We start from the raw sequence: 22,285 nt of genomic DNA on the forward strand, positions 1-22,285 counted from the left end.
TTCCTTGCAGCCGCACATGCTAAGCGGCACGGCGGACGGCGTCACCTTATAAGGCTGTGGATAAACGGTGAGTTGTCGGTGCAATGCGCGGGACAACACGGCCGGCCAAAAAGAAAGGCCGCCCAAAGGCGGCCCACAAGGACAAGATCGCACCAGCGATCTTGTTTTCTCCTTGCCGAAGGCTTACGCGCTTTCGCCGTACACCGTGACGGTGATGTCGACCACCACGTCGGTGTGCAGTGCAACGCTGACGGTGCTGTCGCCGACGGTCTTGATCGGGCCGTTGGGCATGCGCACCTGCGACTTCGCGACCTTGTAGCCCTGCTTGTTGAGCTCTTCGGCGATGTCGTGGTTGGTCACCGAGCCGAACAGGCGGCCGTCGACGCCGGCCTTCTGCGTCAGCTTGACGGTGGTGCCGGCGAGCTTCTCGCCCTGGGCTTGCGATTCGGCCAGCTTGGCAGCCGCGGCCTTTTCGAGTTCGACGCGCTTGGCTTCGAATTCGGCCTTGTTGGCTTCGGTGGCGCGGCGTGCGCGGCCCGAGGGGATCAGGAAGTTGCGCGCGTAGCCGTCCTTGACTTTGACGATCTCGCCGAGCACGCCGAGGTTGACGACCTTGTCCAGAAGAATGACTTGCATGGTGTCTTGCTCCTTAAACGCGGTGTTGGTCGCTGTACGGCACCATCGCGAGGAAGCGTGCGCGCTTGATCGCGGTGTTGAGCTGGCGCTGGTAGATCGCGCGCGTGCCGGTCAGGCGCGCGGGGATGATCTTGCCGTTTTCGCTGATGAAATCGCGCAGCGTGTCGATGTCCTTGTAGTCGATCTCTTCGACGCCGGCGACTGTGAAGCGGCAGAAGCGCTTGCGCTTGAACAGCAGCGACTGGGTGTTGCGCTTCGGGCGCTTGTCTTTGTTGAATTTCTTGAACGTGGCCATTGTGGGACCTCTTTTCGAAAATTAATCTTGCTGAAAATCCTGGATGTGCAGCACTGGGTGCTTGCCGTTGCCCGGTGTCGCGAGGAAGCCCTGAAAACGCCAGAGACTTCCCAACGCCTGTCTCGCGAGCCGCTCGGCCACTGCGCCGAAGGCCACGGCCTTGAGGGCCGCCTTGATCTGCCGGGGCTGGGCCGCTTCGGTCACCGTCGACTCGTGCTCGAGTCGTAGGTCGATAGCGGGCAGGCCGGCAGGCGTGAAGCGCAAGGTACCGAGTTCGGCGACGCAGGCAGTCAGCACGAGGCTGTTGACTGCGGCAGCGCTCACACCATCAGTTGTTGTTGGCGGCGTACTCGGCCTGCTGAGCCTTGCGGGCCTCTTCGCGCTCGACCGTCTTCATCATCGACGACGGGCCGGTCTCAGCCTTCTTCTTGACCACGGTGAGGTGGCGCAGGACGGCGTCGTTGAATTTGAACGCGTGCTCGAGTTCGGCCATCACGGCCTGCTCGGCCTCGATGTTCACGCACAGGTAGTGCGCCTTGTTGAGCTTGTTGATCTGGTAGGCCAGTTGACGGCGGCCCCAGTCTTCGACGCGGTGGACCTTGCCGCCGCCGGCCGTGATCAGGCCCTTGTAGCGCTCCAGCATGGCCGGAACTTGCTCGCTTTGATCCGGATGGATCAGCAGAATGATTTCGTAGTGACGCATGGCACTCCTTGTGGATCTTCCGTGGAAGGGATAAAGCCACCTGCAGCGTCGGTCGCAGTGTGGCAAGGCAAAGCCGGCTATTGTAGCAGGGTATCGCCGTCCGGGAAGTGCCTGAAGATCGTCAAAGGCCCAGGGCGCGATCGAGTGCGGCCGCCTTCTCCGGGCCCACTGCGTCGCGGATCTTGGGCGACAGGGCGAGCAGTTCCTCGTAGGTCGATGTGCCTTCGACCGAGAGATTGAGCCTGAAGCCCCGCAGGCCGAGGCTGCCGGTGAGTTGGGTCGCGATCGGATAGGCGTCCTTGTAGCGTTGCTGATTCGAGCGCCCCGGGGCCGGGTGCGCCGCGGACGCCTCCGTCGGGGCGGGCGCGGCCGGCCGCGCGGCCTCCTTCGGAACTTCAACGGCCGGCGCAGCCGAATTGGGCGGGACCGAAACCGTCCCTGTGTTGGCCGCATCGGCCGTTCCGCCCACCTGCCCGAGCAAGCCGAGTTCGACCATCTGGTCGATGTCCTCGCGTGCGATGCCCATGCCGGCATCGAGCACTTCGCTCACCGAGCGTTTGCCATCGCACAGGATGAAGGCCGAGCGTTGGCGCGGCGTGAGCCGGATCGAACGGTCCTTGAGCGCCTGCTGCCCGGCTTCCGTCTTGACAAGAATCATGCTGTCCCCCATCGCGAATTTCCCGAGGGCGATCGAGGTTTCATGGTTGTCCTCTGTCTACGCTCTCGGGGCTGCGCCTCCCCTAGGTCATGAGTTTGACACTAAAGATTCATCTGGTTGCAATTACACCGAGCTGACGTGGGAATTACAGGCCGGGCGTGACGGAATTTGTAGCGCGGCGGTGACAGGACCGCCGCCGCGCTCCGGCCTCAGCGCTGCGCGAGCTGCTGCCAGGTGTCGATCACGCTGTCGGGGTTCAGGGAGATCGATTCGATGCCCTCTTCCGCCAGCCAGAGCGCGAAGTCTGGATGGTCGCTGGGGCCCTGTCCGCAGATGCCCACGTACTTGCCCTGGGCCTTGCAGGCCTTGATCACGCGGCTCAGCAAGGCCTTGACTGCGGGGTCGCGCTCGTCGAAGTCGGCCGCCAGCAGTTCGAGACCGGAATCGCGGTCCAGACCCAGAGTGAGCTGCGTCAGGTCGTTCGATCCGATTGAGAAGCCGTCGAAGTACTTCAAGAACTCCTCGGGCAGGATCGCATTGCTCGGCACCTCGCACATCATGATCAGCTTGAGTTCGTTCTCTCCGCGCTTCAGGCCATGCTCGCCCAGCAATCCCGTGACGCGCTCGGCCTGGCCCAGGGTGCGCACGAAGGGCACCATGATCTGCACGTTGGTCAGGCCCATCTCGTTGCGCACGCGCTTGAGCGCCTCGCATTCCATGGCAAAGGCTTCGCCGAAGTCCGCGCTCAGGTAGCGCGCCGCGCCACGGAAGCCGAGCATCGGGTTTTCTTCCTCCGGCTCGTAGCGGCTGCCGCCGATCAGCTTGCGGTATTCATTGGACTTAAAGTCGGACAGGCGCACGATCACCTGCTTGGGCCAGAACGCGGCGCCGATGGTGGCGATGCCTTCGGCGACCTTGTCGACGTAGAAGGCGCGCGGCGAGGCATGGCCGCGCGCCACCGATTCGACGGCCTTCTTGAGGTCCGCATCGACATTCGGGTAGTCGAGGATCGCCTTGGGATGCACGCCGATGTTGTTGTTGATGATGAATTCGAGCCGCGCCAGGCCGACCCCGTGGTTCGGCAACTGGGCAAAGTCGAAGGCGAGCTGCGGATTGCCCACGTTCATCATGAGCTTGATGTCGATCTCGGGCATTTCGCCGCGCTGGACTTCAGTGACTTCGGTTTCCAGCAGGCCGTCGTAGATGAAGCCGGTATCGCCTTCGGCGCAGCTCACCGTGACCAGGGTGCCGTCCTTCAGCAGGTCGGTGGCATCGCCGCAGCCGACCACGGCCGGAATGCCGAGTTCGCGCGCGATGATCGCCGCATGGCAGGTGCGGCCGCCGCGGTTGGTGACGATCGCGGCAGCGCGCTTCATCACCGGTTCCCAGTTCGGGTCGGTCATGTCGGTTACCAGCACATCGCCGGGCTGGACCTTGTCCATCTCGCTGATGCTGTGAACCAGGCGCACCGGACCGGTGCCGATCTTCTGCCCGATGGCACGCCCCTCGGCCAGCACGGCGCCCTTGGCCAGCAGCTTGTAGCGCTGCTCAGCCTTGCCCTGCTGCTGGCTCTTCACGGTTTCGGGGCGCGCCTGCAGGATGTAGAGCTGGCCGTCGGTGCCGTCCTTGCCCCACTCGATGTCCATCGGACGGCCATAGTGCTCCTCGATCACCAAGGCGTACTTCGCAAGCTGCTCGACATCGGCGTCGCTCAGCGAATAGCGGTTGCGCTGCTCGGTCGGCACGTCGGTGGTCTTCACCAGCTTGCCGCTGGCCGCCTTTTCCTTAGCGCTCGCGAACTCCATCTGGATCAGCTTGGAGCCGAGGTTGCGCCGGATCACCGCGCGCTTGCCGGCCCGAAGGGTGGGCTTGTGCACGTAGAACTCGTCGGGATTCACCGCGCCCTGCACTACCGTCTCGCCCAGGCCGTAGCTCGAGGTGATGAAGACCACGTCCTCGAAGCCGGACTCGGTATCGATCGTGAACATCACGCCCGCAGCGCCCAGGTCGCTGCGCACCATGCGCTGCACGCCGGCCGACAGCGCCACGACGTCATGGGCGAAACCCTTGTGAACCCGGTAGCTGATGGCGCGATCGTTGTAGAGGGAGGCGAACACCTCCTTCATCTTGTGGAGCACGTCGTCGATGCCCACCACATTGAGGAAGGTCTCCTGCTGGCCCGCGAACGAGGCGTCTGGAAGGTCTTCTGCGGTGGCCGACGAGCGCACGGCAAAAGAGGCTTCGGGGTTGCCCGCGCTGAGCTTGGCGAAGGCCTCGCCGATCGCCTTCTGCAGGTCGGCCGGGAAAGGCTGGGCCTCGACCATGGCGCGGATCTCGGCGCCGACCGTGGCCAGCGCGCGCACGTCCTCGGTATTCAGGCTCTTGAGCTTGGCGCTGATCCGGTCGGCCAAGCCGTCGTGGGCGAGAAACTGGCGGAACGCGTGGGCGGTGGTCGCAAACCCCGTGGGTACACGAACCCCCTGGGGCAGTTGGGAAATCATCTCGCCGAGGCTGGCGTTCTTGCCGCCGACCGACTCGACGTCGGTCATCCTCAGGTTTTCAAACGCAACGACCAGGGCGGTCGCTTCGAAGAGTGCAGACATGGGAAAGCTCCAGAAGTTAAAACCGGGGCAACATGCAGACGGCGCGACGCAATCGTTCTTTTTGCTCTGGGCGCAGGGGCGGTGTGCATGAAAGAAGGCATTGGGATTGGGGAACGGCGCTGGCGCATTCCCGATAATGGGCCGGATTGTAGGCGCCGCCCGCTTCGGCGCGCCGCAGGACAAGGCCGCCCAACCATGCACACGCGCACCGTTTTCTTCGTTTCCGACGGCACCGGCATCACTGCCGAAACCTTCGGTAACGCCGTCCTCGCCCAGTTCGAGATGAAGCCCCGCCACGTGCGGCTGCCCTTCACCGACACGGTCGACAAGGCCCACCAGGCCGTGCGGCGGATCAATCACACGGCCGAAATCGAGGGTCTGCGGCCGATCGTCTTCACGACGCTGGCCAACATGGACGTACTCGAGGTGATCGAGACCGGCTGCAAGGGCATGCTGCTCGACATGTTCGGCACCTTCGTGCGGCCGCTCGAAATCGAGCTGGCGATGAAGTCGAACCATCGCATCGGCCGCTTCAGCGACGTGAGCAAGAGCAAGGAATACAACGCGCGGATCCAGGCCATCGACTTCAGCCTGGCGCACGACGACGGCCAGAGCAACCGCGACCTCGACGGCGCCGACGTGATCCTGGTCGGCGTCAGCCGCAGCGGCAAGACGCCCACTTCGCTCTATCTCGCCATGCAGCATGGCCTGAAGGCCGCGAACTACCCGCTGATCCCCGAAGACTTCGACCGCCGGCAGTTGCCGCCAGCCCTGATGCCACATCGCAAGAAGATCTTCGGCCTCACGATCCAGCCCGAGCGCCTGAGCGAGATCCGCAACGAACGGCGCCCGAACTCGCGCTACGCGAGCATCGAGAATTGCCGGCATGAGGTGAGCGAGGCCGAGGCGATGATGCGGCGGGCCGGCATCCGCTGGCTGTCGACCACCACCAAGTCGATCGAGGAAATCGCGACCACCATCCTGCAGGAGCTGCGGCCCGAGCGGCTGACCTACTGATTGGCTTTTACTAAGATTGATCTTATGATCTGCGGATGGCTCCCAAACCTCCCGCAGATGCGATGCACACCGCCGTGCGTCTGCGCGCGGCGGTTTCGCAGCTGACACGGCATCTTCGTTCGCAGGGCAGTGCAGACCAGCCAGGTTCGGCCAAGCTGAGCGTGCTCGGACAGCTGTACCGGCGCGGCCCGCTGACGCCGACGCAACTGGCGCTGCACGAGCGGGTCAAGCTCCAGACCTTGACGAGGCTGCTCGCAGAAATCGAGACCGATGGCCTCGTGGAGCGTCGTGCCCACGAGGGCGACGCGCGCAAATCGATCCTGTCCCTGACTGCCGCAGGCGCGCATCTGCTCACCGCCGAGGTGCATCGCAGGGAGGCGTCGCTTGCATCCGCGCTCGGCGCACAGCTGAGCGCCGGTGAGCGCGCGCAATTGCTCGCGGCCTGCGAGCTCATCGACCGTGTGGCCGAAGGCTTGGGCGCGCAGCCTTCAACAGTCCCGGTCGGGCGTTCATGAACGACGCCACGTTGCGCCACGGCCTTCAACTGGCGGCCGCGGTAGTGCTGTCCTACCTGGCGTCCGATGCCCTGCATATGCCCGAGAGCTTCTGGGCCGTGATGAGCGCCTTGATCGTGATGCGCCCGACCACGGGCTCCACGCTCGGTGCGGGCTGGGACCGGGTGCGCGGCACGCTGGCCGGTACCGGCCTGGGACTGGCCGGTGTCTGGCTGCAGCATCACATCGGGGTGGGGTCGACGGCGGCCACGCTCGGCACCGTGGCACTGCTCGCGCTGGGCAGCGCATGGATTGCTTCGATGCGCAGCGCGCCGATCGCTGCATTGATCGTGCTGTCCAGCGGCGGGATCGCGGGCCACCCGGCGCTCGAGGTCGCCGGCCTGCGCGTGGTCGAGATTGCGATCGGGGTCTCGACGGGCCTGGCGATCTCCATGCTGGGGCTGGCATCGCGCACGCAAGCGCGCTTCGATGCGGCGTGTGCGTCGGTCTTGCGGCGCATCGCGGCCGACGTGCAACGCGATCTCGGCCCGGCGCCTTTGACGCCGGAAGAAAAGCAGGCCGCCGCTGGCGCAGCGCGGCTCGCATTGCGCGACTTGGCCGTGATGGCGGTGGGCGCCGATCGGGAAGCGAAGCTCTGGCGCCGCCTGCGCCGCAGAGCGCAGGACGGCGCCGAGGATTGCGCCCGGACGGCGCAGTTCGTGGCACGCATCGCGCATGACGCCGCCCTGTTCGCTCGGCTGGCCGAGAGCGCGCCGCTCGCGCGCGACGATGCAGCATGGACAGCACTCGGCCAAGCCGCGGGGCGAGCGCTCGAAAGCAGCGCAGAAAGCCTGGAAGCAGGCGCTCCACCCGATCTTGCCGCGTTGCGCCGGTTCGCCCCGGCCTCGCCTTCTTCGCCGATCCCGTGGATCGCACCCGCCGCCCGCCTGCTGATGCAGGACTTGACGGGCCTCGCCCGCCTTCGCCTTCAGGCAGCCACGGCCTCCTCTGCCGGCGCCGAGGTCCGGATCAGGTGATCGAAGGCGCTGAGCGCGGCCTTCGCACCATCGCCGGCCGCAATGATGATTTGCTTGAACGGCACCGTCGTCGCATCGCCCGCCGCGAACACGCCGGGCACCGAGGTCTGGCCCTTCGCGTCGACCATGATCTCGCCGCGCTTCGAGAGCTCGACCGTGCCCTTGAGCCAATCGGTGTTGGGCACCAGGCCAATCTGCACGAACACGCCTTCGAGTTCCACCTGGTGGCTCTCGCCCGTCGCGCGGTCCTTGTAGATCAGGCCGTTGACCTTCTGCTTGTCGCCGGTGATCTCGGTCGTCTGTGCGTTGGTGACGATCCTGACGTTCGCCAGGCTCTTCAGCTTGCGCTGCAGCACCGCGTCGGCGCGCAGTTGCGTGTCGTACTCGATCAGCGTCACGTGGCCCACGATGCCGGCGAGGTCGATCGCCGCTTCGACGCCCGAATTGCCGCCGCCGATCACGGCCACGCGCTTGCCCTTGAAGAGCGGGCCGTCGCAGTGCGGGCAGTAGGCCACGCCCTTGTTCTTGTACTCGTGCTCGCCCGGCACGTTGATGTTGCGCCAGCGCGCCCCGGTCGAGATCACGACCGAGCGGCTCTTGAGCGAAGCACCGTTCTCGAGCTTGATCTCGATGAAATCCTTGCCCGGCACCAGCGCCGCGGCGCGCTGCAGGTTCATGATGTCGACCTCGTAGTTGCGCACGTGCTCCTCGAGCGCCAGCGCGAACTTGGGCCCTTCGGTTTCCTTGATCGAGATGAAGTTCTCGATGCCCATGGTGTCGAGCACCTGGCCGCCGAAGCGCTCGGACGCCACGCCTGTGCGGATGCCCTTGCGCGCCGCATACACGGCCGCTGCCGCGCCGGCCGGCCCGCCGCCGACGATGAGCACGTCGAACGGAGCCTTGCCGGCGATCTTTTTCGCCTCGCGCTCGACGCCGCTGGTGTCGATCTTGGCCAGGATTTCTTCCAGGCTCATGCGGCCCTGGCCGAATTCGGTGCCGTTCAGGAACACGGTCGGCACGGCCATGATCTGGCGTTCTTTCACCTCGTCCTGGAACAGCGAGCCGTCGATCATGGTGGTCTTGATGCGCGGGTTCTGCACCGCCATCAGATTGAGCGCCTGCACGACGTCCGGGCAGTTGTGGCAAGTGAGCGAGATGTAGATCTCGAACTCGAAATCGCCGTCGAGCGCGCGAATCTGCTGCAGCACGGCTTCGTCGACCTTGGGCGGATAGCCGCCGACCTGCAGCAACGCGAGCACCAGCGAGGTGAATTCGTGGCCCATCGGAATGCCCGCGAAGCGCGGGCCATGGCTCTGGCTCGGCCGGTTGATCGAGAACGAGGGCTTGCGATGGTTGTCGTCGCGGCTCTCGGTCACCTTCACCAGCGAAGACGAGTCGGCTACGTCCTTCAGCAACGATTGCAGATCGCCCGACGCCTTGCTGTCGTCGAGCGAAGCGACGATTTCGATCGGCTGCGTGATGCGGTCGAGATAGCTTTTCAGTTGTGCCTTGGTGCCGGCGTCGAGCATGGTGAACTCACTTTGAAAATACGAGGGGAACAAAAAAGCCCGGGAGCGAAACGCGCCCGGGCCTGGCGCAAACGGCGAGTTAGATCTTGCCGACGAGGTCGAAGGAAGGCTTGAGCGTTTCGGCGCCTTCGGTCCACTTGGCCGGGCAGACCTCACCGGGGTGGGCAGCCACGTACTGGGCGGCCTTCACGCGGCGCAGCAGCTCGGCGGCGTCGCGGCCAATGCCGTTGTCGTGCACTTCGATGGTCTTGATCTTGCCTTCGGGGTCGATCACGAAGGTGCCGCGATAGGCGAGGCCTGCGTCTTCGCCCTCTTCGATGAGGACCTGGAAGGCACGTGCGAGTTGCTGGCTGGGGTCGCCGATCAGCGGGTACTGGACCTTGCCGATGGTTTCCGAGGTGTCGTGCCAGGCCTTGTGGGTGAAGTGGGTGTCGGTCGACACGCCATACACCTCGACGCCGAGCTTCTGGAATTCAGCATAGTGGTCGGCCAGGTCGCCCAGTTCGGTCGGGCACACGAAAGTGAAGTCGGCCGGGTAGAACACCACGACGGACCACTTGCCCTTGAAGTTTTCGTTGCTGACCGGAACGAACTTGCCGTTGTGGTACGCGGTGGCCTTGAAAGGGATGATTTCGGTGTTGATCAGGGACATTCAGTTTTCCTTGGGTGACTGATGAAAGAAAGTGGCGAGCGATTAGTATAACTACCAATAAAGGCAAATTCATAGTTATGAACTATGAAAAAAATTGCGGTGGCCTATGAGGTCGGCGGCCACCGCCAAATGCGAACACCTATCACGATCAAACGCATGCAGACCGCCAGCGCATGGGTTTGCTTGCGTGCTGTCACGAGCGGCTCACACAATCGACGCTTTCAGAACAAGGAATAACCATGAAGGGCGACCCTCAAGTCATCGACCATCTCCAGGCGCAGCTCAAGAACGAGCTCACTGCGATCAACCAGTACTTCCTGCACTACCGCATGCTCAAGCACTGGGGCCTGGACAAGCTGGCCAAGAAGGAATACGAGGAGTCGATCGGCGAAATGAAACACGCCGACAAGCTCATGGATCGCATCTTTGTGCTCGACGGCCTGCCGAATCTTCAGGATCTGGCCAAGCTCAATGTCGGCGAAGACGTCCCCGAGATCCTGCAGTGCGACCTCACGGCAGAGACCGGCGCACAAGCCACCATCAAGGCCGGCATCGCCCACTGCGAATCGGTGCGCGACTATGTCTCGCGCGACCTGCTGCAAGAGATCCTGGACGACACCGAAGAGCACATCGACTTCCTCGAAACCCAGATCGATCTGGTCGACAAGGTCGGGCTGCAGAACTATCTGCAGTCGCAAATGGGCGAGATCGAGTAAGGCGCATCGCGTCATGCAGGCGGGCTGCGGCCCGCATTTTTTTGCCCGCATCGCGTCTTGTAAATGGCATTCATTCTCATTTGCAAGGCTAGAATCGCGGGCTCCAATGCCCCCCGCCGCCACCGACAACCGCCACCGCGCCTACTGGCTCAAGACCTTGCATGAATGGCATTGGGTCAGCTCGGCGCTCTGCCTGATCGGCATGGTGCTGTTCAGCGTCACGGGATTCACCCTCAATCATGCCGCCGGCATCGAAGCCAAGCCGAAGGTCAGCAGCCTGACTTGCACTATCGACGACGCGTTGCGCGGCCACCTCGCGCAACAACTGCCGGCTGCCAAGGCGCGAAAAGGCAAGGCCGAACTCCCGGCAGAACTTCAGGCCTGGGTGCACAAGCAATGGGCGATCGACACTTCGGGCCGCGAAGCCGAGTGGTCCGACGACGAAATCTATCTCTCGCTCCCGCGCCCCGGCGGCGACGCCTGGCTGCGGCTCAGCCTGTCCGACGGGCAGATCGAATACGAACGCACGGACCGCGGCTGGCTCTCTTATTTCAACGACCTGCACAAGGGCCGCCACACCGGCGTTGCCTGGAGCTGGTTCATCGACTTTTTTGCGGCCGCCACGCTGGTGTTCTCGGTCACCGGCCTGTTCATTCTCAAGATGCACGCCGGCAACCGGCCTTTCACCTGGCCCATGGTGGGCATGGGTCTGGTCGTGCCGGTGCTGCTCGCGCTGTTGTTCATTCATTGATCCAGGAAAGAGGTTTTCCCGTGCAAGTTCGCTATTCGCTCGCGCTCGCAGCGCTCTTCGGCGCGCCCGCCTTCGCAGCCGGCCTCGCGGTCAACATCGAAGTGCCGCGCCTGACGGTGGCCGAATACCACCGCCCGTACGTCGCAGCGTGGATCGAGCGCGCCGACCAGTCGGTCGCCACCACGCTGGCCGTCTGGTACGACATCAAGAACAAGGGCAACGCGGAAGGCGAAGGCACCAAGTGGCTCAAGGACATGCGCCAGTGGTGGCGGCGCACGGGACGCGAGCTGCAAATGCCGGTCGACGGCGTGAGCAGCGCCACCCGCCCTGCCGGCAAGCACCAGATCAGCTTCACCGAAGGCTCGGTCGCGCTGCCGAAGCTGGCGCCGGGCGCCTACAAGCTGTACGTCGAAGCGGCACGCGAAGTCGGCGGCCGCGAGATCGTGAGCATTCCGTTCCAGTGGCCGCCGGCCAAAGCCGAGCAGCCCCAGGTCGCCGGCAACAGCGAGCTCGGCGAAGTCCGGCTCGAGCTCAAGCCTTGATCCATCCCCTTTCATCCTCCTCATCGGGTCTCACCATGAAGTTTGCTTTTCGCACCGCCGCCCTGGCCCTTGCTCTTTCCGCCGGCGCCGCTGCCGTGCAGGCGCACAACGTGTGGCTGCTGCCTTCGAGCACCGTGCTCTCGAAAGGCGACTGGATCACGGTCGACGCGGCCGTTTCGAACGACTTGTTCTTCTTCAATCACAACCCGCTGGCGCTCGACAACTTGGCCGTGACCGCACCAGACGGCAGCGCCGTGAAGGCCGAGAACATCCACAAGGGCAAGTTGCGCAGCGTGTTCGACCTCAACCTCGCGCAGCCCGGCACCTACCGCGTCGCGGTGCTCAATGGCGGCGTGTTTGCCCGCTGGAAGGACAAGGCCACCGGGCAACCCAAGCGCGCACGCGGCACGCCGGAGAACATTGCCAGCCAGATCCCGGCCGATGCGCAGGAGGTCGAGGTAACGCAGTCGGCCGGCCGCATCGAAACCTTCGTGACCGTGGGCAAGCCCGGTGTGCTCAAACCGAGCGGCAAGGGCCTGGAACTGGTGACCACCACCCATCCGACAGATCTGGTGAAGGGGGAGAAGGCCAGCTTCGCCCTGCAGATCGACGGGCAACCGGCCAAGGACCTCGAAGTGACGGTCACGCCCGGCAACACGCGCTACCGCGACAAGGTGGATGAGATCACGGCCAAGACCGACGCCAAGGGCCAGTTCTCCGTGATTTGGCCGCAAGCCGGCATGTACTGGCTCGAAGCCAGCACCAAGGACGGCAAGACCACGGTGCCGCAAGCCAAGGAGCGGCGCCTGAGCTATGCCGCCACCTTGGAAGTGATGCCCTGAACACGTCTCGGGACACGCCGCACAAGCGGCCTTCTTTCGCGGTCCGGCGCACGGGTGGCTATGCCAACGCGGCCGTGCCGCGTCGCGCCGATCCTGCGAGTCTTCAGCAACTTGCCGGGCGGACCATGGGCACGACCTGGTCGCTCAGGTTCGACAACCCGCTCTTGATTCCTCTGGACGCCGTTCGCGCGAGTGCAGAGGCTGCGCTGGACCGGGTGATCGCCCAGATGAGCACCTGGGAATCGGACTCGGACATCAGCCGCTTCAACCGCGCTGCTGCCGGCAGCCGGCATGCACTGGCGCCCGAATTCGGCAAGGTGCTTGCCTGCGCATTGCAATGGGCTGCGGCAAGCGACGGCGCCATCGATCCGACCATCGGGGCGCTGGTGGCGCTCTGGGGTTTCGGCGCGCACGCCAATGCATCGCCATTGCCGCCCTCGCCCGCCGAACTCGCGGCGGCACGCTCGCATGTCGGCTGGCAGCGCATCGCCTTCGAGTCCGATGCCAATTCGATCCTGCAGCCGGGCGGTGTCTGGCTCGATCTCTCGGGCATCGCCAAGGGCTTTGCGGTCGACCAAGTAGCAGCTGAACTGCAAATTCTCGGGCTCGGGGATTTTCTCGTTGAAGTGGGCGGCGAACTGCGTGGCGTCGGCCGCCGCCCCGGTGGGCAGCCCTGGCAAGTCCAGATCGATGCCGCGTCCGGTGTCGCAACACGCATTGCGCTCAGCGACATGGCGCTTGCCACGTCGGGCGACCGCTGGCACCTGCGTCAACACGAGGGTCGAAGCTGGTCGCACACCCTCGATCCGCGCTGCGGCGAGCCGAGCGGCCATGCGCTGACAGCGGTGACGGTGCTGCATCGCCAATGCATGCACGCCGATGCGCTCGCCACCGTTCTCACGGTGCTCGGTCCGGACGACGGCTTGACCTTTGCGCAGCATCACGGAATCGCAGCCCTGTTCGTTGGCCGCGAAGGTGCGGGGCACCGGGCGCTGGCCAGCGAGGCCTGGACAGCGCAAGTTGCATGACCGAAGCCACCGTGCGCGCGCTGGCAGCCGGCTCGACCGTGTGCGCCTACGCGGGCCTGTGCCTCGCGGTGTACTGGCGCGAACGCCGACGCAATCAGGTCCTGGCACGCGCTGCCGCAGCGCTCGCGGGGGATGGCGCCGAAGAGACCGCGTTGGTGCTGTACGCAAGCCAGACCGGCCAGGCCGAAGCCATCGCCTGGCAGACCGCAGGCTGGCTGCGCGCGGCAGGGACCCCGGTCCGCGTCATGTCGCTCAACGAAGCCGATACGAAGACCTTGCGTGACGCAAGCTCTGCGCTCTTCATCGCCAGCACTTACGGTGAAGGCGACGCACCCGACGGCGCCAGCGTGTTCGCCGAGCAGGTGATGGGCAGCACTGCCGACTTCTCCTCGTTGCGCTACGCCGTGCTCGCATTGGGTGACCGCCAGTACGCAAGCTTCTGCGGCTTCGGCCGCGCGCTCGACGAATGGCTTCACTCGGCCGGCGCCACACGCACATTCGAACGCCTTGAAGTCGACAATACCGACCCGGCCAGCCTCGCCGTCTGGCGAGCCCGATGCGGCGGCGACGCAGTTGCGCAGGCGGAAGACAGCAGCGCAAAGACCATGCCCTGGCGTCTCGCAGCGCGCGAGCGCTTGAATGCGGGCAGCGCAGGCGCGCCGGTGTACCACCTGGCGTTCGTGGCGCCGGCGGGAACTGCAGCACAGTGGGAGTCCGGAGACGTGGCGCAGATCACCATCGCCAGCGATCCAGGTCGACCGCGCGACTATTCGATCTCCTCGATTCAAACCGACGGAGAACTCCAGTTGCTGGTGCGCCAGGAACAGCACCCCGACGGGACTCTGGGTGCCGCATCGGGCCTGCTGACCTCGACATTGGCCATCGGTGACACGGTCGCGCTGCGCCTGCGGCCCCACTGCAATTTCCGCCTCGAAGGCAATGCGCAGCGGCCGCTGATTCTCATCGGCAACGGCACCGGGCTGGCCGGCCTGCGCAGCCATCTGCGAGCCCGTGCCGCCGCCCGCCAGCACGACAACTGGCTGGTGTTCGGGGAGCGCAATGCGCGGCATGACTTTCTCTACCGCGCCGAAATCGAAGCTTGGAACGCCGCAGGCGTTCTGCGCCGGCTCGACATGGTCTTTTCGCGCGATCAGCCCGACCGGCCCTATGTCCAGCACCGCTTGCTGCAGGCTTGCGAGGAAGTGCTCTCGTGGATCGGTCGCGGCGCAGCCGTGTATGTGTGCGGCAGCCTGCAGGGAATGGCCTCCGGCGTCGACGCGGCATTGCGCCAGATCGCCGGTGAAGCCCTGGTGCGTGAACTCACGGCCACCGGCCGCTATAGACGCGACGTCTATTGACGCTTTGGCGCCTGCACGCCGCGCCAGTTGCTAACTGGCAACAAACACAGCGGAACTTAGTCTCAATTTTGGAAATACGTAAACAAACGTATTGAGATTGATTATCATTCGCTTCGAGTTCGCGCAGCCGCAACTCAGCTCACCCAGCCAATCCCGCCGCCTCTTGGAGGAGCGCGCTCGGACCCGCCAGTCGAGTTCTCACATGCCGTCCTTCCCGGAGAACCCTTCATGGCCTATATCAAGAGCCGCAAGCACGCCGTCGGGCGTGCACCGTCACCCCAGTTGACTGGCGCAGCAGCCGCAACCCTGATCGCGATATCGATGCCCGTAGCGGCGCAGACCAGCACGGCGAACACGTTGCGCGAAGTCAAGATCGAAGCGACGGCCGATGGCTACAAGCCCGAAACGTCTTCATCGCCCAAGTTCACCCAGCCCCTGGTGGATACGCCCCAAACCATCACCGTCATCAAGAAGGAGGTCCTGCAGGACCAGGGCGCGACGACGCTGACCGAGGCGCTGCGCAATACGCCCGGCATTACCTTCCAGATGGGGGAAAACGGCAACACGTCCACAGGCGACGCCGTGTTCATGCGCGGCTTCGACACCTCGGGCAGCATCTTCGTCGACGGCATCCGCGACGTGGGCACCGTCTCGCGCGACATGTTCAATATCGAGCAGGTCGAGGTCGTCAAAGGCCCGGCGGGCGCCGACATTGGCCGCGGATCGCCGACCGGCTACATCAATCTCGTATCCAAAGTACCCACCGCCGAGAACTTCTTCGCCGGCAGCGTGAGCCTGGGCTCCGCCAGCCAGAAGCGGGCGACGGTCGACCTCAACCGGGCGCTGAACGAAACTGGTTCCGTGGCATTTCGTCTGAATGCCATGGTGCAGGACGGCGGCGTGCCGGGACGGGACCTGGTCGAAAACAATCGATCGGGCATCGCGCCCTCGCTCGCCATCGGCCTCGGTACGCCGACGCGCATCTACCTGTCCTATCTGCACATGGATCAGAAGAATCGCCCTGACGGCGGAATTCCAGTGGTCGGCCTCGAAGGCTACTACCTTGCCGATCTGGCGCGCATCGGCGGCAACGGGCCCCGGGTCGACACCAACAACTACTACGGCTTTCTGTCGGACCATGACGACGTGAAGGCCGACATGTTCACGGCGCGCATCGAACACGATATTGCGCCCGGCGTGACCATCCGCAACATCTCCCGCTGGGGCCGCACCAAGCAGGACCTGGTACTCACGGGTGTGTTCAGCAACGGGCTGCTCGTCCCGAACGTGTTCAATCCGCTCGGCTGGTCGGTGCGCACGACGCCGCAGGGCAAGCTTCAAGACAACGAGATCTTTGCGAACCAGACGAACATCACGGCGGACCTGACCCTGGGCGGCTTGAAGCACTCCATCAGCGCCGGCGTCGAATTGGGCCGCGAAGAGCAGGACAACACCGCCGTGGCGGCCCAGATCAACGCGCTCAACGGCGTGCGCTCGGGCACTTCGTTCCTTGCCTACAACAACCTCTACGCCCCCAACGTCAACCGCGCCTTCGTTCCGGTGCTGCCGACCGGCGCCAGCACGGCCGGCAAGACGACCACGGCCGCGCTGTACGCTTTCGACACCATCAAGCTCAACGAGCAATGGCTGATCAACGGCGGTCTCCGCTACGAGCACTACAAGAGCGACTTTTCCGGCCTGGACGCACCTGCAGCCAACGGGACGCAACTCGCAACACGGCTCGGTAAATCCGACAACCTTCTCACAGGCAAGGTAGGCGTGGTGTTCAAGCCGACCCCCAACGGCAGCATCTATGCCGCCTACGCCACGTCCGCGAAACCGCCAGGCTCCGACTTCGCGCTGTCGGGCACGGCCACCAACATCAACAATCCGAACCTCGATCCGCAGAAGGCGAAGACCGCCGAGGTCGGCACCAAGTGGGATCTGCTCGACAAGCGCCTCGCGGTGACCGGCGCACTGTTCCGGACAACCAACGAGAACGAACAGGTTCAGATCGATACCTTCGGCAACACCGAGCAATACGGCAAGACGCGCGTGCAAGGCGTGGAACTGAGCGCCATCGGGCAGATCACGCCTGCATGGCAGGTCATTGCAGGCATCGCCAGCATCGACACCGAGATCCTGGAAGGTTCGCGGACAAGCACCACGCAGAACGGCGCGCAAATTCGCTTCTCGCCGAAGCTCACGGCCACGCTTTGGACGACCTACAAGTTTCCCATGGGCCTGATCGTCGGCGCAGGCGCACGTTACGTCGACACGCAGGCGCGGGCGACGTCGAACGCGGCGCTGACACCGACCACCTTCTTCCCGACCATTCCGAGCTATACGGTCTTCGACGCGATGATCGGCTACGAAATCAACAAGAACGTGGCGATCCAGCTCAACCTGTACAACCTGACGGACAAGTTCTATCTGGCACGGGTGAACAACGCAGGGAACCGGCTGACGGTGGGGACGCCGCGCTCCGCGACGTTGACCGCCAACTTCAAGTTCTGACACGCCCCGGCATCCCACTCTCGAGGACTGCGAAACTCGCAGCCCCAGTCGTCGCGCTGGGGCTTTTTTCATGGAGATCTTGCAAATGATGTTGCATGTGCCCGATGTCCTGACGCGGGATCAGGTGCGCGAAATGCGAGCAACCCTCGACACGACCGATTGGGTGGACGGCAGGGAAACCGTCGGGGAACAGGGCGCCAGGGTCAAGCGTAATCGTCAGCTGCCCGAGCTCTCCCCAGTGACCCGTGCGCTGGGCAGCACCATCCTGGCCGCGTTGGCCAAGAATGCCCTGCTCTTTTCCGCTGCGTTGCCGCTCCGGTTCGTGCCGCCGCTGTTCAATCGCTACGAAGGCGGCGAACACTACGGACTGCATGTGGACGGATCGGTACGCTCCGTGCCCGGCACCGGCGAGCAATTGCGCACCGATCTGTCGTGCACCCTGTTCCTGTCCGAGCCCGAGGACTACGAAGGGGGCGAACTGGAAGTCGTGGACACCTACGGCACCCACGAAGTCAAGCTGCCGGCCGGTGATCTGATCCTCTACCCCTCGAGCAGCCTGCACCGCGTGCATCCCGTGACGCAGGGCGTGCGCATCTGCTCCTTTTTCTGGTTGCAGAGCATGGTGCGCAACGACCGGCAGCGGGCCATGCTGTTCGAACTCGACCAAACCATCATCAAGTTGCGCGCCCGGCTCGGCGAGTCGGAGGAGACGGTCGCCCTGACCGGCCACTATCACAACCTGCTGCGCATGTGGTCCGAGGTGTAGGGGCCAGCTATCGAAGGGCTTGGCCCCAGAGCTGCAATAGTTATTGCAAATGCGAGGAATTCGTATTTATAATCGAGCCTTCTACAAACAGCCAGCCAACTGCCGCCTCACCGCCATGATCGTTTGCGTATGTCGCCGAGTGTCAGACCGCGAAATCGCACGCCATGTGCGCGCCGGCATGACCTTCGACGAAGTGCAGTTTGAGCTCGGCGTGGCCACCCAGTGTGGCCAGTGCGAAGGCTGCGCGCGCGACGTGGTCGCGCAATGCAGCGCTTCCCATCCGGTTGCCGCACTCAACCGCGAATCGGAACCGAGGTCGATCCAGCTTGCCAATTCCATCACGGAAAGCAGGGCATGGAACTCTTCTCGGCACTCGGCGGCAGCCTGATCCTCGTCACCGGCTCGGTCTGGTGGATTCTTCGCAAGTAACTGGCGCTTCCGCTGCACCCGGGCACCTTTCGCAAGGGCCGGCACTCCATAGTTGATCGTGTCTGACCGCTTTTCCTCGTCTCCTCCCTCCGTTCTAGGCCTGTCACGCAACGCCGTCATCGCAGGCGGCGTGGTGCTTTTTCACGTCGCTGCCCTGTGGGCGCTGCAGAGCGGCCTGCTCCGCCGCGCCGCCGAGGTGGTCATCCCGGTGGAAATCCTGAGCGAGTTCATTGAGCCGCCCAAGCCGGCAGAACCGCCGCCCCCGCCACCCGAACCGCCCAAGCGGGAAGTGACGAAAACGCCTCCGCCGCCGCGGCCGCAGGCGATACGCGAGCCGAAGCCCACACCAGCGCCGAATGCGCCCACGGGGAGCATCGAGCCGCCGCCCCCACCCGCGCCCATTGCGCCGCCCGCCCCCGCAGAGCCGCCGGCTCCTCCTGCCTCGCCACCCGCACCGCCGGCGCCCAAGCTCGTCGAAATCAGCCAGGGCCAGACGCAATACATCCGCGAACCTCGCATCACCTACCCGGCGATGAGCAAGCGATTGGGCGAGACCGGCACGGTGGTCGTGGCGGTCTATTTCAACAGCGCGGGCCTTCCCAAGCGCGCCGAGATTTTCAAGTCCAGCGGCTATGACCGGCTCGACCAGGCAGCGCGCGAGGCAGCCATGTCATCGCAGGTCACGCCGATCAGGCAGCCGGGCGCCGACGAGGCGACCGTCTACTTGTTGAAGGCGCCTTTCAATTTCACACTTTCCCAATAGTCCCGGAGCAGTAGTTATGGATTCCCAATTTGGCCTGATGAACGTATGGGCGCAGGGCGACTTCGTCACCAAGGCCGTCGCCTTGCTGCTGATCGGCATGTCGCTCGCCTCGTGGATCGTGATCCTGATCAAGGCGCTGGACGTCATCAAGTACAAGCGCCTCGCGAAGCACTCGCAGGACTTCTGGCACAGCGAAGACTTCGCCACCGCGCTCAACAAGCTCGGCAAGGACGACAGCAACCCGTTCCGCGCCCTCGCCCTGGAAGGCCGTGAAGCCGCGGCGCATCATCGCAACACCAAGGCCCATCTGCACGATGCGCTCGACGTGAGCGACTGGATCACACGCGCATTGCGCAACGGCATCGATGAATTCACCGCGCGCCTGCAGACTGGTCTGGCCGTCCTGGCCTCGGTCGGTTCGACGGCCCCGTTCATCGGCTTGTTCGGCACGGTCTGGGGCATCTACCACGCCTTGATGAGCATCAGCTCGGCCGGCCAGGCCACCATCGACAAGGTGGCCGGCCCGATCGGCGAAGCGCTGATCATGACGGCGCTCGGCCTGGCGGTCGCCATTCCCGCAGTGCTGGGCTACAACGCGCTGGTGCGCGGCAACAAGTTCGTGCTGACCAAGCTCAACAGCTTTGCGCATGACCTCCATGCCTACTTCGTGACGGGCGCACGCGTCCAGAGCGGCGTCGAAGCCATCGTCGTCCCGCTCAAGAAAGGCTGAGCACCATGGCTTTCGGAACCCAGGACGAACCCGATGAGGTGATGAACGAGATCAACATGACGCCGCTGGTCGACGTCATGCTGGTGCTCCTGATCATCTTCATCATCACCGTGCCGGTGATGAAGCATGCGGTGAACATCGACCTGCCCCGCGCGAGCAGCGAGCCGGAGCAGACCAAACCGCAGAACATCCTGTTCACCGTCGCCGCCGACGGCAGCTATTACTGGAACGAACAGAAGATCGACGACGCCGAGCTGAAGACACGGCTCGCGGCCGAAGCGGCCAAGGAACCGCAACCCGAGTTGCACATCCGCGGCGACAAGGCGGTGCGCTACGAGCGTGTTGCACAAGCGATGTCGGCGGCGCGCGAGACCGGCGTACGCAAGATCGGCTTCATCACGGAACCCGAGGCGAAGTAAAGCCTGCTTTGCAAGGCAAAAAGATCGATCGAGACGATTGACTTTTTATTGCGAATCATTATCATTCACGCATCGCTTCGACAAGGGGATTTCCAATGCCAGCCACTCCCAACGCATTCACCGTCCTGAGCCATCCCTCGCTCGATCATTCGGGCGGTGGCCGCGCCGCCGCCGAGGCGCCCCGCCCTGCTGCCCTTTTCGAAAGCACGGAGCTTCTCAAGGGCAGCAAGATCGTCGGGATCATGCACAACGGCTCGCTCTATCGGCTGCAAGCCACCAAACTCGGCAAGCTGATCCTGACCAAATAGAGATCAGCCCGCCCCTCGCGCAAGTTTCATCGTGGGGCGACTCGAGGAGATTCATCTCCGAAGGGTCGTTTTTTGCTAGCCAACGGTTCGCCGACTAGCCAAGCTTTTTTTCCACCTTGAATCCGAAAAGAAAACGCCGACCCGAAAGTCGGCGTTTTTGTTTTGGAAGCCTGGCGATCAGAGGCCGAGCGCGGCGATACCCGCCTTGGCGATCTGCGCGTCCTCGTTCGACTTGACGCCACTGACGCCGACCGCACCGATCACCTGGCCATCCTTGACGATCGGCACACCGCCTTCCAGCAGGCCTTGCACCCCAGGCGCCGTCAGAAACGAGGGGCGGCCGCCGTTGATCATGTCCTCATAGATCCTGCTCTCCCGCCTTCCCATCGCGGCCGTGTGGGCCTTGGCAGGCGCAATGTGCGACGACAAGGCCGCTGCCCCATCGAGCCGCTGCAGCCAGAGCAAATTGCCGGCGTCGTCGGCGATGGCGATGGTCACGGCCCAGTTGTTCTTGAGCGCTTCGGCTTCGGCCGCGGCGGCAATGGCCTTGACATCGGCGAGTTCGAGAAAGGACTTGGTCTTCATGGTCTTGCAAAAAGTGAACTAAGCCCTGAAGCATAGCGCCCGCACCTGCATGAGCCCTTACGGATGGCAGAAAGCGCTTTAGGGACATCCGGATGCGGGTTTTTGTCGCGGCCGGCTCTTGCGGCCACCTAGAATGGGCCCCAACTGCAGCGTTGCAGCGAACATCAGGAGTTTCAGCAATGAACGACCGCGTCAACACCCTCGACACCACCGTCGGCTACGGCCAGACGTTGCCGCAGGCAGAGCGCCAGCGCGTCCTGCGCAATACCTATTGGCTGCTCGCCCTGAGCCTGCTGCCCACCGTGCTGGGCGCCTGGATGGGCGTCGCCACCGGCATCACCCGCTCGCTGAGCGGCGGTATCGGCCTCATGGTCTTTCTGGGCGGTGCCTTCGGTTTCATGTTCGCCATCGAGAAGACCAAGAACTCGGCCGCCGGCGTGCCGGTGCTGCTGGCGTTCACCTTCTTCATGGGCCTGATGCTGTCGCGGCTGATCGCGATGGTGCTGGGTTTCAAGAACGGCTCCGAATTGATCATGACCGCCTTCGGCGGCACCGCCGGCGTGTTCTTCGTGATGGCCTCGCTGGCAACGGTGATCAAGCGCGACCTGTCGGGCATGGGCAAGTGGCTGTTCGTCGGCGCACTGGTGCTGATGGTCGGTGCGATCATCAATGTCTTCGTCGGCTCCAGCGCCGGCATGATGGCGATCTCGGTCGCCGCCATCGGCATCTTCTCGGCCTTCATGCTGTATGACCTGAAGCAGATCATGGACGGCGGCGAGACCAACTACATCAGCGCCACGCTTGCGCTTTACCTGGACCTGTTCAACGTGTTCCAGAGCCTGCTGGCCTTGCTCGGCATCTTCGGCGGCGAGCGCGACTGAGCACCTGCTCGGCTTGAAGCAACAAG

The 22,285-nt window shown here is 64.1% G+C and carries 26 protein-coding genes; 17 read left to right on the forward strand and 9 right to left on the reverse strand.

The window, feature by feature from the left end; translation table 11 throughout:
* Positions 1 to 183: 183 nt before the first annotated feature.
* The 6 genes from rplI to ppsA form a co-directional block, all read right to left on the reverse strand.
* A complete protein-coding gene (gene rplI, locus ACSQ89_RS18900; RefSeq protein WP_436291105.1) occupies positions 184 to 636 on the reverse strand; it encodes a 50S ribosomal protein L9 in 453 nt (150 codons plus the stop codon).
* Positions 637 to 649: 13 nt separating this feature from the next.
* A complete protein-coding gene (gene rpsR / locus ACSQ89_RS18905; protein WP_007830781.1) occupies positions 650 to 931 on the reverse strand; it encodes a 30S ribosomal protein S18 in 282 nt (93 codons plus the stop codon).
* A 21-nt stretch (positions 932 to 952) separates the two neighbouring features.
* Positions 953 to 1,228 carry a primosomal replication protein N gene (gene priB, locus ACSQ89_RS18910; protein WP_093109905.1) on the reverse strand — a complete coding sequence of 92 codons (276 nt, stop codon included), beginning with the start codon at positions 1,226 to 1,228 and terminating at the stop codon, positions 953 to 955.
* 31 nt (positions 1,229 to 1,259) lie between these two features.
* Positions 1,260 to 1,634: a 30S ribosomal protein S6 gene (rpsF, locus tag ACSQ89_RS18915; protein ID WP_093109828.1), complete on the reverse strand. Its 375-nt coding sequence runs from the start codon at positions 1,632 to 1,634 to the stop codon at positions 1,260 to 1,262.
* A 121-nt stretch (positions 1,635 to 1,755) separates the two neighbouring features.
* Positions 1,756 to 2,292, reverse strand: a complete 537-nt coding sequence (locus ACSQ89_RS18920) for a hypothetical protein (protein WP_436291104.1) — start codon at positions 2,290 to 2,292, stop codon at positions 1,756 to 1,758.
* A 209-nt stretch (positions 2,293 to 2,501) separates the two neighbouring features.
* Entirely contained in the window at positions 2,502 to 4,895 is a 2,394-nt protein-coding gene (ppsA, locus tag ACSQ89_RS18925) for a phosphoenolpyruvate synthase (protein WP_436291103.1), read from the reverse strand.
* A gap of 195 nt (positions 4,896 to 5,090) precedes the next feature.
* On the opposite strand from ppsA, the gene ppsR reads away from it, so the two are divergent.
* From ppsR to ACSQ89_RS18940, 3 genes are all read left to right on the forward strand, one after another.
* Positions 5,091 to 5,912, forward strand: coding sequence for a posphoenolpyruvate synthetase regulatory kinase/phosphorylase PpsR (ppsR, locus tag ACSQ89_RS18930; protein WP_093109831.1), 822 nt, complete (start codon positions 5,091 to 5,093; stop codon positions 5,910 to 5,912).
* Positions 5,913 to 5,974: 62 nt separating this feature from the next.
* A complete protein-coding gene (locus ACSQ89_RS18935) occupies positions 5,975 to 6,427 on the forward strand; it encodes a MarR family winged helix-turn-helix transcriptional regulator (RefSeq protein WP_436291102.1) in 453 nt (150 codons plus the stop codon).
* Positions 6,424 to 7,443, forward strand: coding sequence for an FUSC family protein (locus ACSQ89_RS18940; RefSeq protein ID WP_436291101.1), 1,020 nt, complete (start codon positions 6,424 to 6,426; stop codon positions 7,441 to 7,443). The genes ACSQ89_RS18935 and ACSQ89_RS18940 overlap by 4 nt, the downstream gene beginning before the upstream one ends.
* On the opposite strand, the gene ahpF is transcribed toward ACSQ89_RS18940, so the two are convergent.
* Complete coding sequence (gene ahpF / locus ACSQ89_RS18945) at positions 7,395 to 8,972, reverse strand: alkyl hydroperoxide reductase subunit F (RefSeq protein ID WP_436291100.1); 1,578 nt, start codon at positions 8,970 to 8,972, stop codon at positions 7,395 to 7,397. The genes ACSQ89_RS18940 and ahpF overlap by 49 nt on opposite strands.
* A 79-nt stretch (positions 8,973 to 9,051) precedes the next feature.
* Positions 9,052 to 9,624 carry an alkyl hydroperoxide reductase subunit C gene (gene ahpC, locus ACSQ89_RS18950; protein ID WP_093109835.1) on the reverse strand — a complete coding sequence of 191 codons (573 nt, stop codon included), beginning with the start codon at positions 9,622 to 9,624 and terminating at the stop codon, positions 9,052 to 9,054.
* Between the two features lie 239 nt (positions 9,625 to 9,863).
* Between ahpC and bfr the strand changes: the two genes are divergently transcribed.
* The 13 genes from bfr (at position 9,864) to hemP (ending at position 20,793) form a co-directional block, all read left to right on the forward strand.
* Positions 9,864 to 10,340 (forward strand): bacterioferritin, encoded by a 477-nt coding sequence (gene bfr / locus ACSQ89_RS18955; RefSeq protein ID WP_093109836.1) that lies wholly within the window; start codon positions 9,864 to 9,866, stop codon positions 10,338 to 10,340.
* 106 nt (positions 10,341 to 10,446) lie between these two features.
* The gene (locus ACSQ89_RS18960) at positions 10,447 to 11,091 is read left to right on the forward strand and encodes a PepSY-associated TM helix domain-containing protein (RefSeq protein ID WP_436291127.1); all 645 of its coding nucleotides are present in this window, start codon (positions 10,447 to 10,449) and stop codon (positions 11,089 to 11,091) included.
* Positions 11,092 to 11,111: 20 nt separating this feature from the next.
* Entirely contained in the window at positions 11,112 to 11,633 is a 522-nt protein-coding gene (locus ACSQ89_RS18965; RefSeq protein WP_093109838.1) for a DUF2271 domain-containing protein, read from the forward strand.
* Between the two features lie 35 nt (positions 11,634 to 11,668).
* Positions 11,669 to 12,475, forward strand: coding sequence for a DUF4198 domain-containing protein (locus ACSQ89_RS18970; RefSeq protein WP_436291099.1), 807 nt, complete (start codon positions 11,669 to 11,671; stop codon positions 12,473 to 12,475).
* A gap of 125 nt (positions 12,476 to 12,600) precedes the next feature.
* Complete coding sequence (locus ACSQ89_RS18975) at positions 12,601 to 13,503, forward strand: FAD:protein FMN transferase (protein WP_436291098.1); 903 nt, start codon at positions 12,601 to 12,603, stop codon at positions 13,501 to 13,503.
* Positions 13,500 to 14,861 carry a sulfite reductase subunit alpha gene (locus ACSQ89_RS18980; RefSeq protein ID WP_436291097.1) on the forward strand — a complete coding sequence of 454 codons (1,362 nt, stop codon included), beginning with the start codon at positions 13,500 to 13,502 and terminating at the stop codon, positions 14,859 to 14,861. The genes ACSQ89_RS18975 and ACSQ89_RS18980 overlap by 4 nt, the downstream gene beginning before the upstream one ends.
* A 228-nt stretch (positions 14,862 to 15,089) precedes the next feature.
* Positions 15,090 to 17,378 (forward strand): catecholate siderophore receptor Fiu, encoded by a 2,289-nt coding sequence (locus ACSQ89_RS18985; RefSeq protein WP_436291096.1) that lies wholly within the window; start codon positions 15,090 to 15,092, stop codon positions 17,376 to 17,378.
* 85 nt (positions 17,379 to 17,463) lie between these two features.
* Positions 17,464 to 18,144, forward strand: coding sequence for a Fe2+-dependent dioxygenase (locus ACSQ89_RS18990; protein ID WP_436291126.1), 681 nt, complete (start codon positions 17,464 to 17,466; stop codon positions 18,142 to 18,144).
* A 115-nt stretch (positions 18,145 to 18,259) separates the two neighbouring features.
* The gene (locus ACSQ89_RS18995; RefSeq protein ID WP_093109844.1) at positions 18,260 to 18,532 is read left to right on the forward strand and encodes a (2Fe-2S)-binding protein; all 273 of its coding nucleotides are present in this window, start codon (positions 18,260 to 18,262) and stop codon (positions 18,530 to 18,532) included.
* A gap of 93 nt (positions 18,533 to 18,625) precedes the next feature.
* Complete coding sequence (locus ACSQ89_RS19000) at positions 18,626 to 19,336, forward strand: energy transducer TonB (RefSeq protein WP_093109845.1); 711 nt, start codon at positions 18,626 to 18,628, stop codon at positions 19,334 to 19,336.
* 16 nt (positions 19,337 to 19,352) lie between these two features.
* A complete protein-coding gene (locus ACSQ89_RS19005) occupies positions 19,353 to 20,066 on the forward strand; it encodes a MotA/TolQ/ExbB proton channel family protein (RefSeq protein ID WP_093109846.1) in 714 nt (237 codons plus the stop codon).
* A 5-nt stretch (positions 20,067 to 20,071) separates the two neighbouring features.
* A complete protein-coding gene (locus ACSQ89_RS19010) occupies positions 20,072 to 20,485 on the forward strand; it encodes an ExbD/TolR family protein (protein WP_436291095.1) in 414 nt (137 codons plus the stop codon).
* Between the two features lie 95 nt (positions 20,486 to 20,580).
* Entirely contained in the window at positions 20,581 to 20,793 is a 213-nt protein-coding gene (gene hemP / locus ACSQ89_RS19015; protein ID WP_093109848.1) for a hemin uptake protein HemP, read from the forward strand.
* 177 nt (positions 20,794 to 20,970) lie between these two features.
* Here hemP and ACSQ89_RS19020 read toward each other — a convergent pair whose 3' ends face one another.
* Complete coding sequence (locus ACSQ89_RS19020; protein WP_436291094.1) at positions 20,971 to 21,378, reverse strand: GlcG/HbpS family heme-binding protein; 408 nt, start codon at positions 21,376 to 21,378, stop codon at positions 20,971 to 20,973.
* Between the two features lie 179 nt (positions 21,379 to 21,557).
* On the opposite strand from ACSQ89_RS19020, the gene ACSQ89_RS19025 reads away from it, so the two are divergent.
* Complete coding sequence (locus ACSQ89_RS19025; protein WP_436291093.1) at positions 21,558 to 22,259, forward strand: Bax inhibitor-1/YccA family protein; 702 nt, start codon at positions 21,558 to 21,560, stop codon at positions 22,257 to 22,259.
* Positions 22,260 to 22,285: the final 26 nt, after the last annotated feature.

The organism is Variovorax sp. LjRoot175, assembly GCF_964253805.1.
Classification (GTDB): Bacteria; Pseudomonadota; Gammaproteobacteria; order Burkholderiales; family Burkholderiaceae_C; genus Variovorax.

Bases quoted from the DNA above. Each gene is read 5' to 3' on its own strand.
- ACSQ89_RS19010 (WP_436291095.1), top strand. From the start codon at position 20,072: ATGGCTTTCGGAACCCAGGACGAACCCGATGAGGTGATGAACGAGATC.
- ACSQ89_RS18995 (WP_093109844.1), top strand. From the start codon at position 18,260: ATGATCGTTTGCGTATGTCGCCGAGTGTCAGACCGCGAAATCGCACGC.
- hemP (WP_093109848.1), top strand. From the start codon at position 20,581: ATGCCAGCCACTCCCAACGCATTCACCGTCCTGAGCCATCCCTCGCTC.
- ACSQ89_RS19005 (WP_093109846.1), top strand. From the start codon at position 19,353: ATGGATTCCCAATTTGGCCTGATGAACGTATGGGCGCAGGGCGACTTC.
- ACSQ89_RS18935 (WP_436291102.1), top strand. From the start codon at position 5,975: ATGCACACCGCCGTGCGTCTGCGCGCGGCGGTTTCGCAGCTGACACGG.
- rpsR (WP_007830781.1), bottom strand. From the start codon at position 931: ATGGCCACGTTCAAGAAATTCAACAAAGACAAGCGCCCGAAGCGCAAC.
- ppsR (WP_093109831.1), top strand. From the start codon at position 5,091: ATGCACACGCGCACCGTTTTCTTCGTTTCCGACGGCACCGGCATCACT.
- ppsA (WP_436291103.1), bottom strand. From the start codon at position 4,895: ATGTCTGCACTCTTCGAAGCGACCGCCCTGGTCGTTGCGTTTGAAAAC.
- ACSQ89_RS18985 (WP_436291096.1), top strand. From the start codon at position 15,090: ATGGCCTATATCAAGAGCCGCAAGCACGCCGTCGGGCGTGCACCGTCA.
- ahpF (WP_436291100.1), bottom strand. From the start codon at position 8,972: ATGCTCGACGCCGGCACCAAGGCACAACTGAAAAGCTATCTCGACCGC.
- rpsF (WP_093109828.1), bottom strand. From the start codon at position 1,634: ATGCGTCACTACGAAATCATTCTGCTGATCCATCCGGATCAAAGCGAG.
- bfr (WP_093109836.1), top strand. From the start codon at position 9,864: ATGAAGGGCGACCCTCAAGTCATCGACCATCTCCAGGCGCAGCTCAAG.
- rplI (WP_436291105.1), bottom strand. From the start codon at position 636: ATGCAAGTCATTCTTCTGGACAAGGTCGTCAACCTCGGCGTGCTCGGC.
- ahpC (WP_093109835.1), bottom strand. From the start codon at position 9,624: ATGTCCCTGATCAACACCGAAATCATCCCTTTCAAGGCCACCGCGTAC.
- ACSQ89_RS18980 (WP_436291097.1), top strand. From the start codon at position 13,500: ATGACCGAAGCCACCGTGCGCGCGCTGGCAGCCGGCTCGACCGTGTGC.
- ACSQ89_RS19025 (WP_436291093.1), top strand. From the start codon at position 21,558: ATGAACGACCGCGTCAACACCCTCGACACCACCGTCGGCTACGGCCAG.
- ACSQ89_RS18990 (WP_436291126.1), top strand. From the start codon at position 17,464: ATGATGTTGCATGTGCCCGATGTCCTGACGCGGGATCAGGTGCGCGAA.
- ACSQ89_RS18975 (WP_436291098.1), top strand. From the start codon at position 12,601: ATGGGCACGACCTGGTCGCTCAGGTTCGACAACCCGCTCTTGATTCCT.
- ACSQ89_RS18940 (WP_436291101.1), top strand. From the start codon at position 6,424: ATGAACGACGCCACGTTGCGCCACGGCCTTCAACTGGCGGCCGCGGTA.
- ACSQ89_RS19020 (WP_436291094.1), bottom strand. From the start codon at position 21,378: ATGAAGACCAAGTCCTTTCTCGAACTCGCCGATGTCAAGGCCATTGCC.
- ACSQ89_RS18920 (WP_436291104.1), bottom strand. From the start codon at position 2,292: ATGATTCTTGTCAAGACGGAAGCCGGGCAGCAGGCGCTCAAGGACCGT.
- ACSQ89_RS18970 (WP_436291099.1), top strand. From the start codon at position 11,669: ATGAAGTTTGCTTTTCGCACCGCCGCCCTGGCCCTTGCTCTTTCCGCC.
- ACSQ89_RS18960 (WP_436291127.1), top strand. From the start codon at position 10,447: ATGCCCCCCGCCGCCACCGACAACCGCCACCGCGCCTACTGGCTCAAG.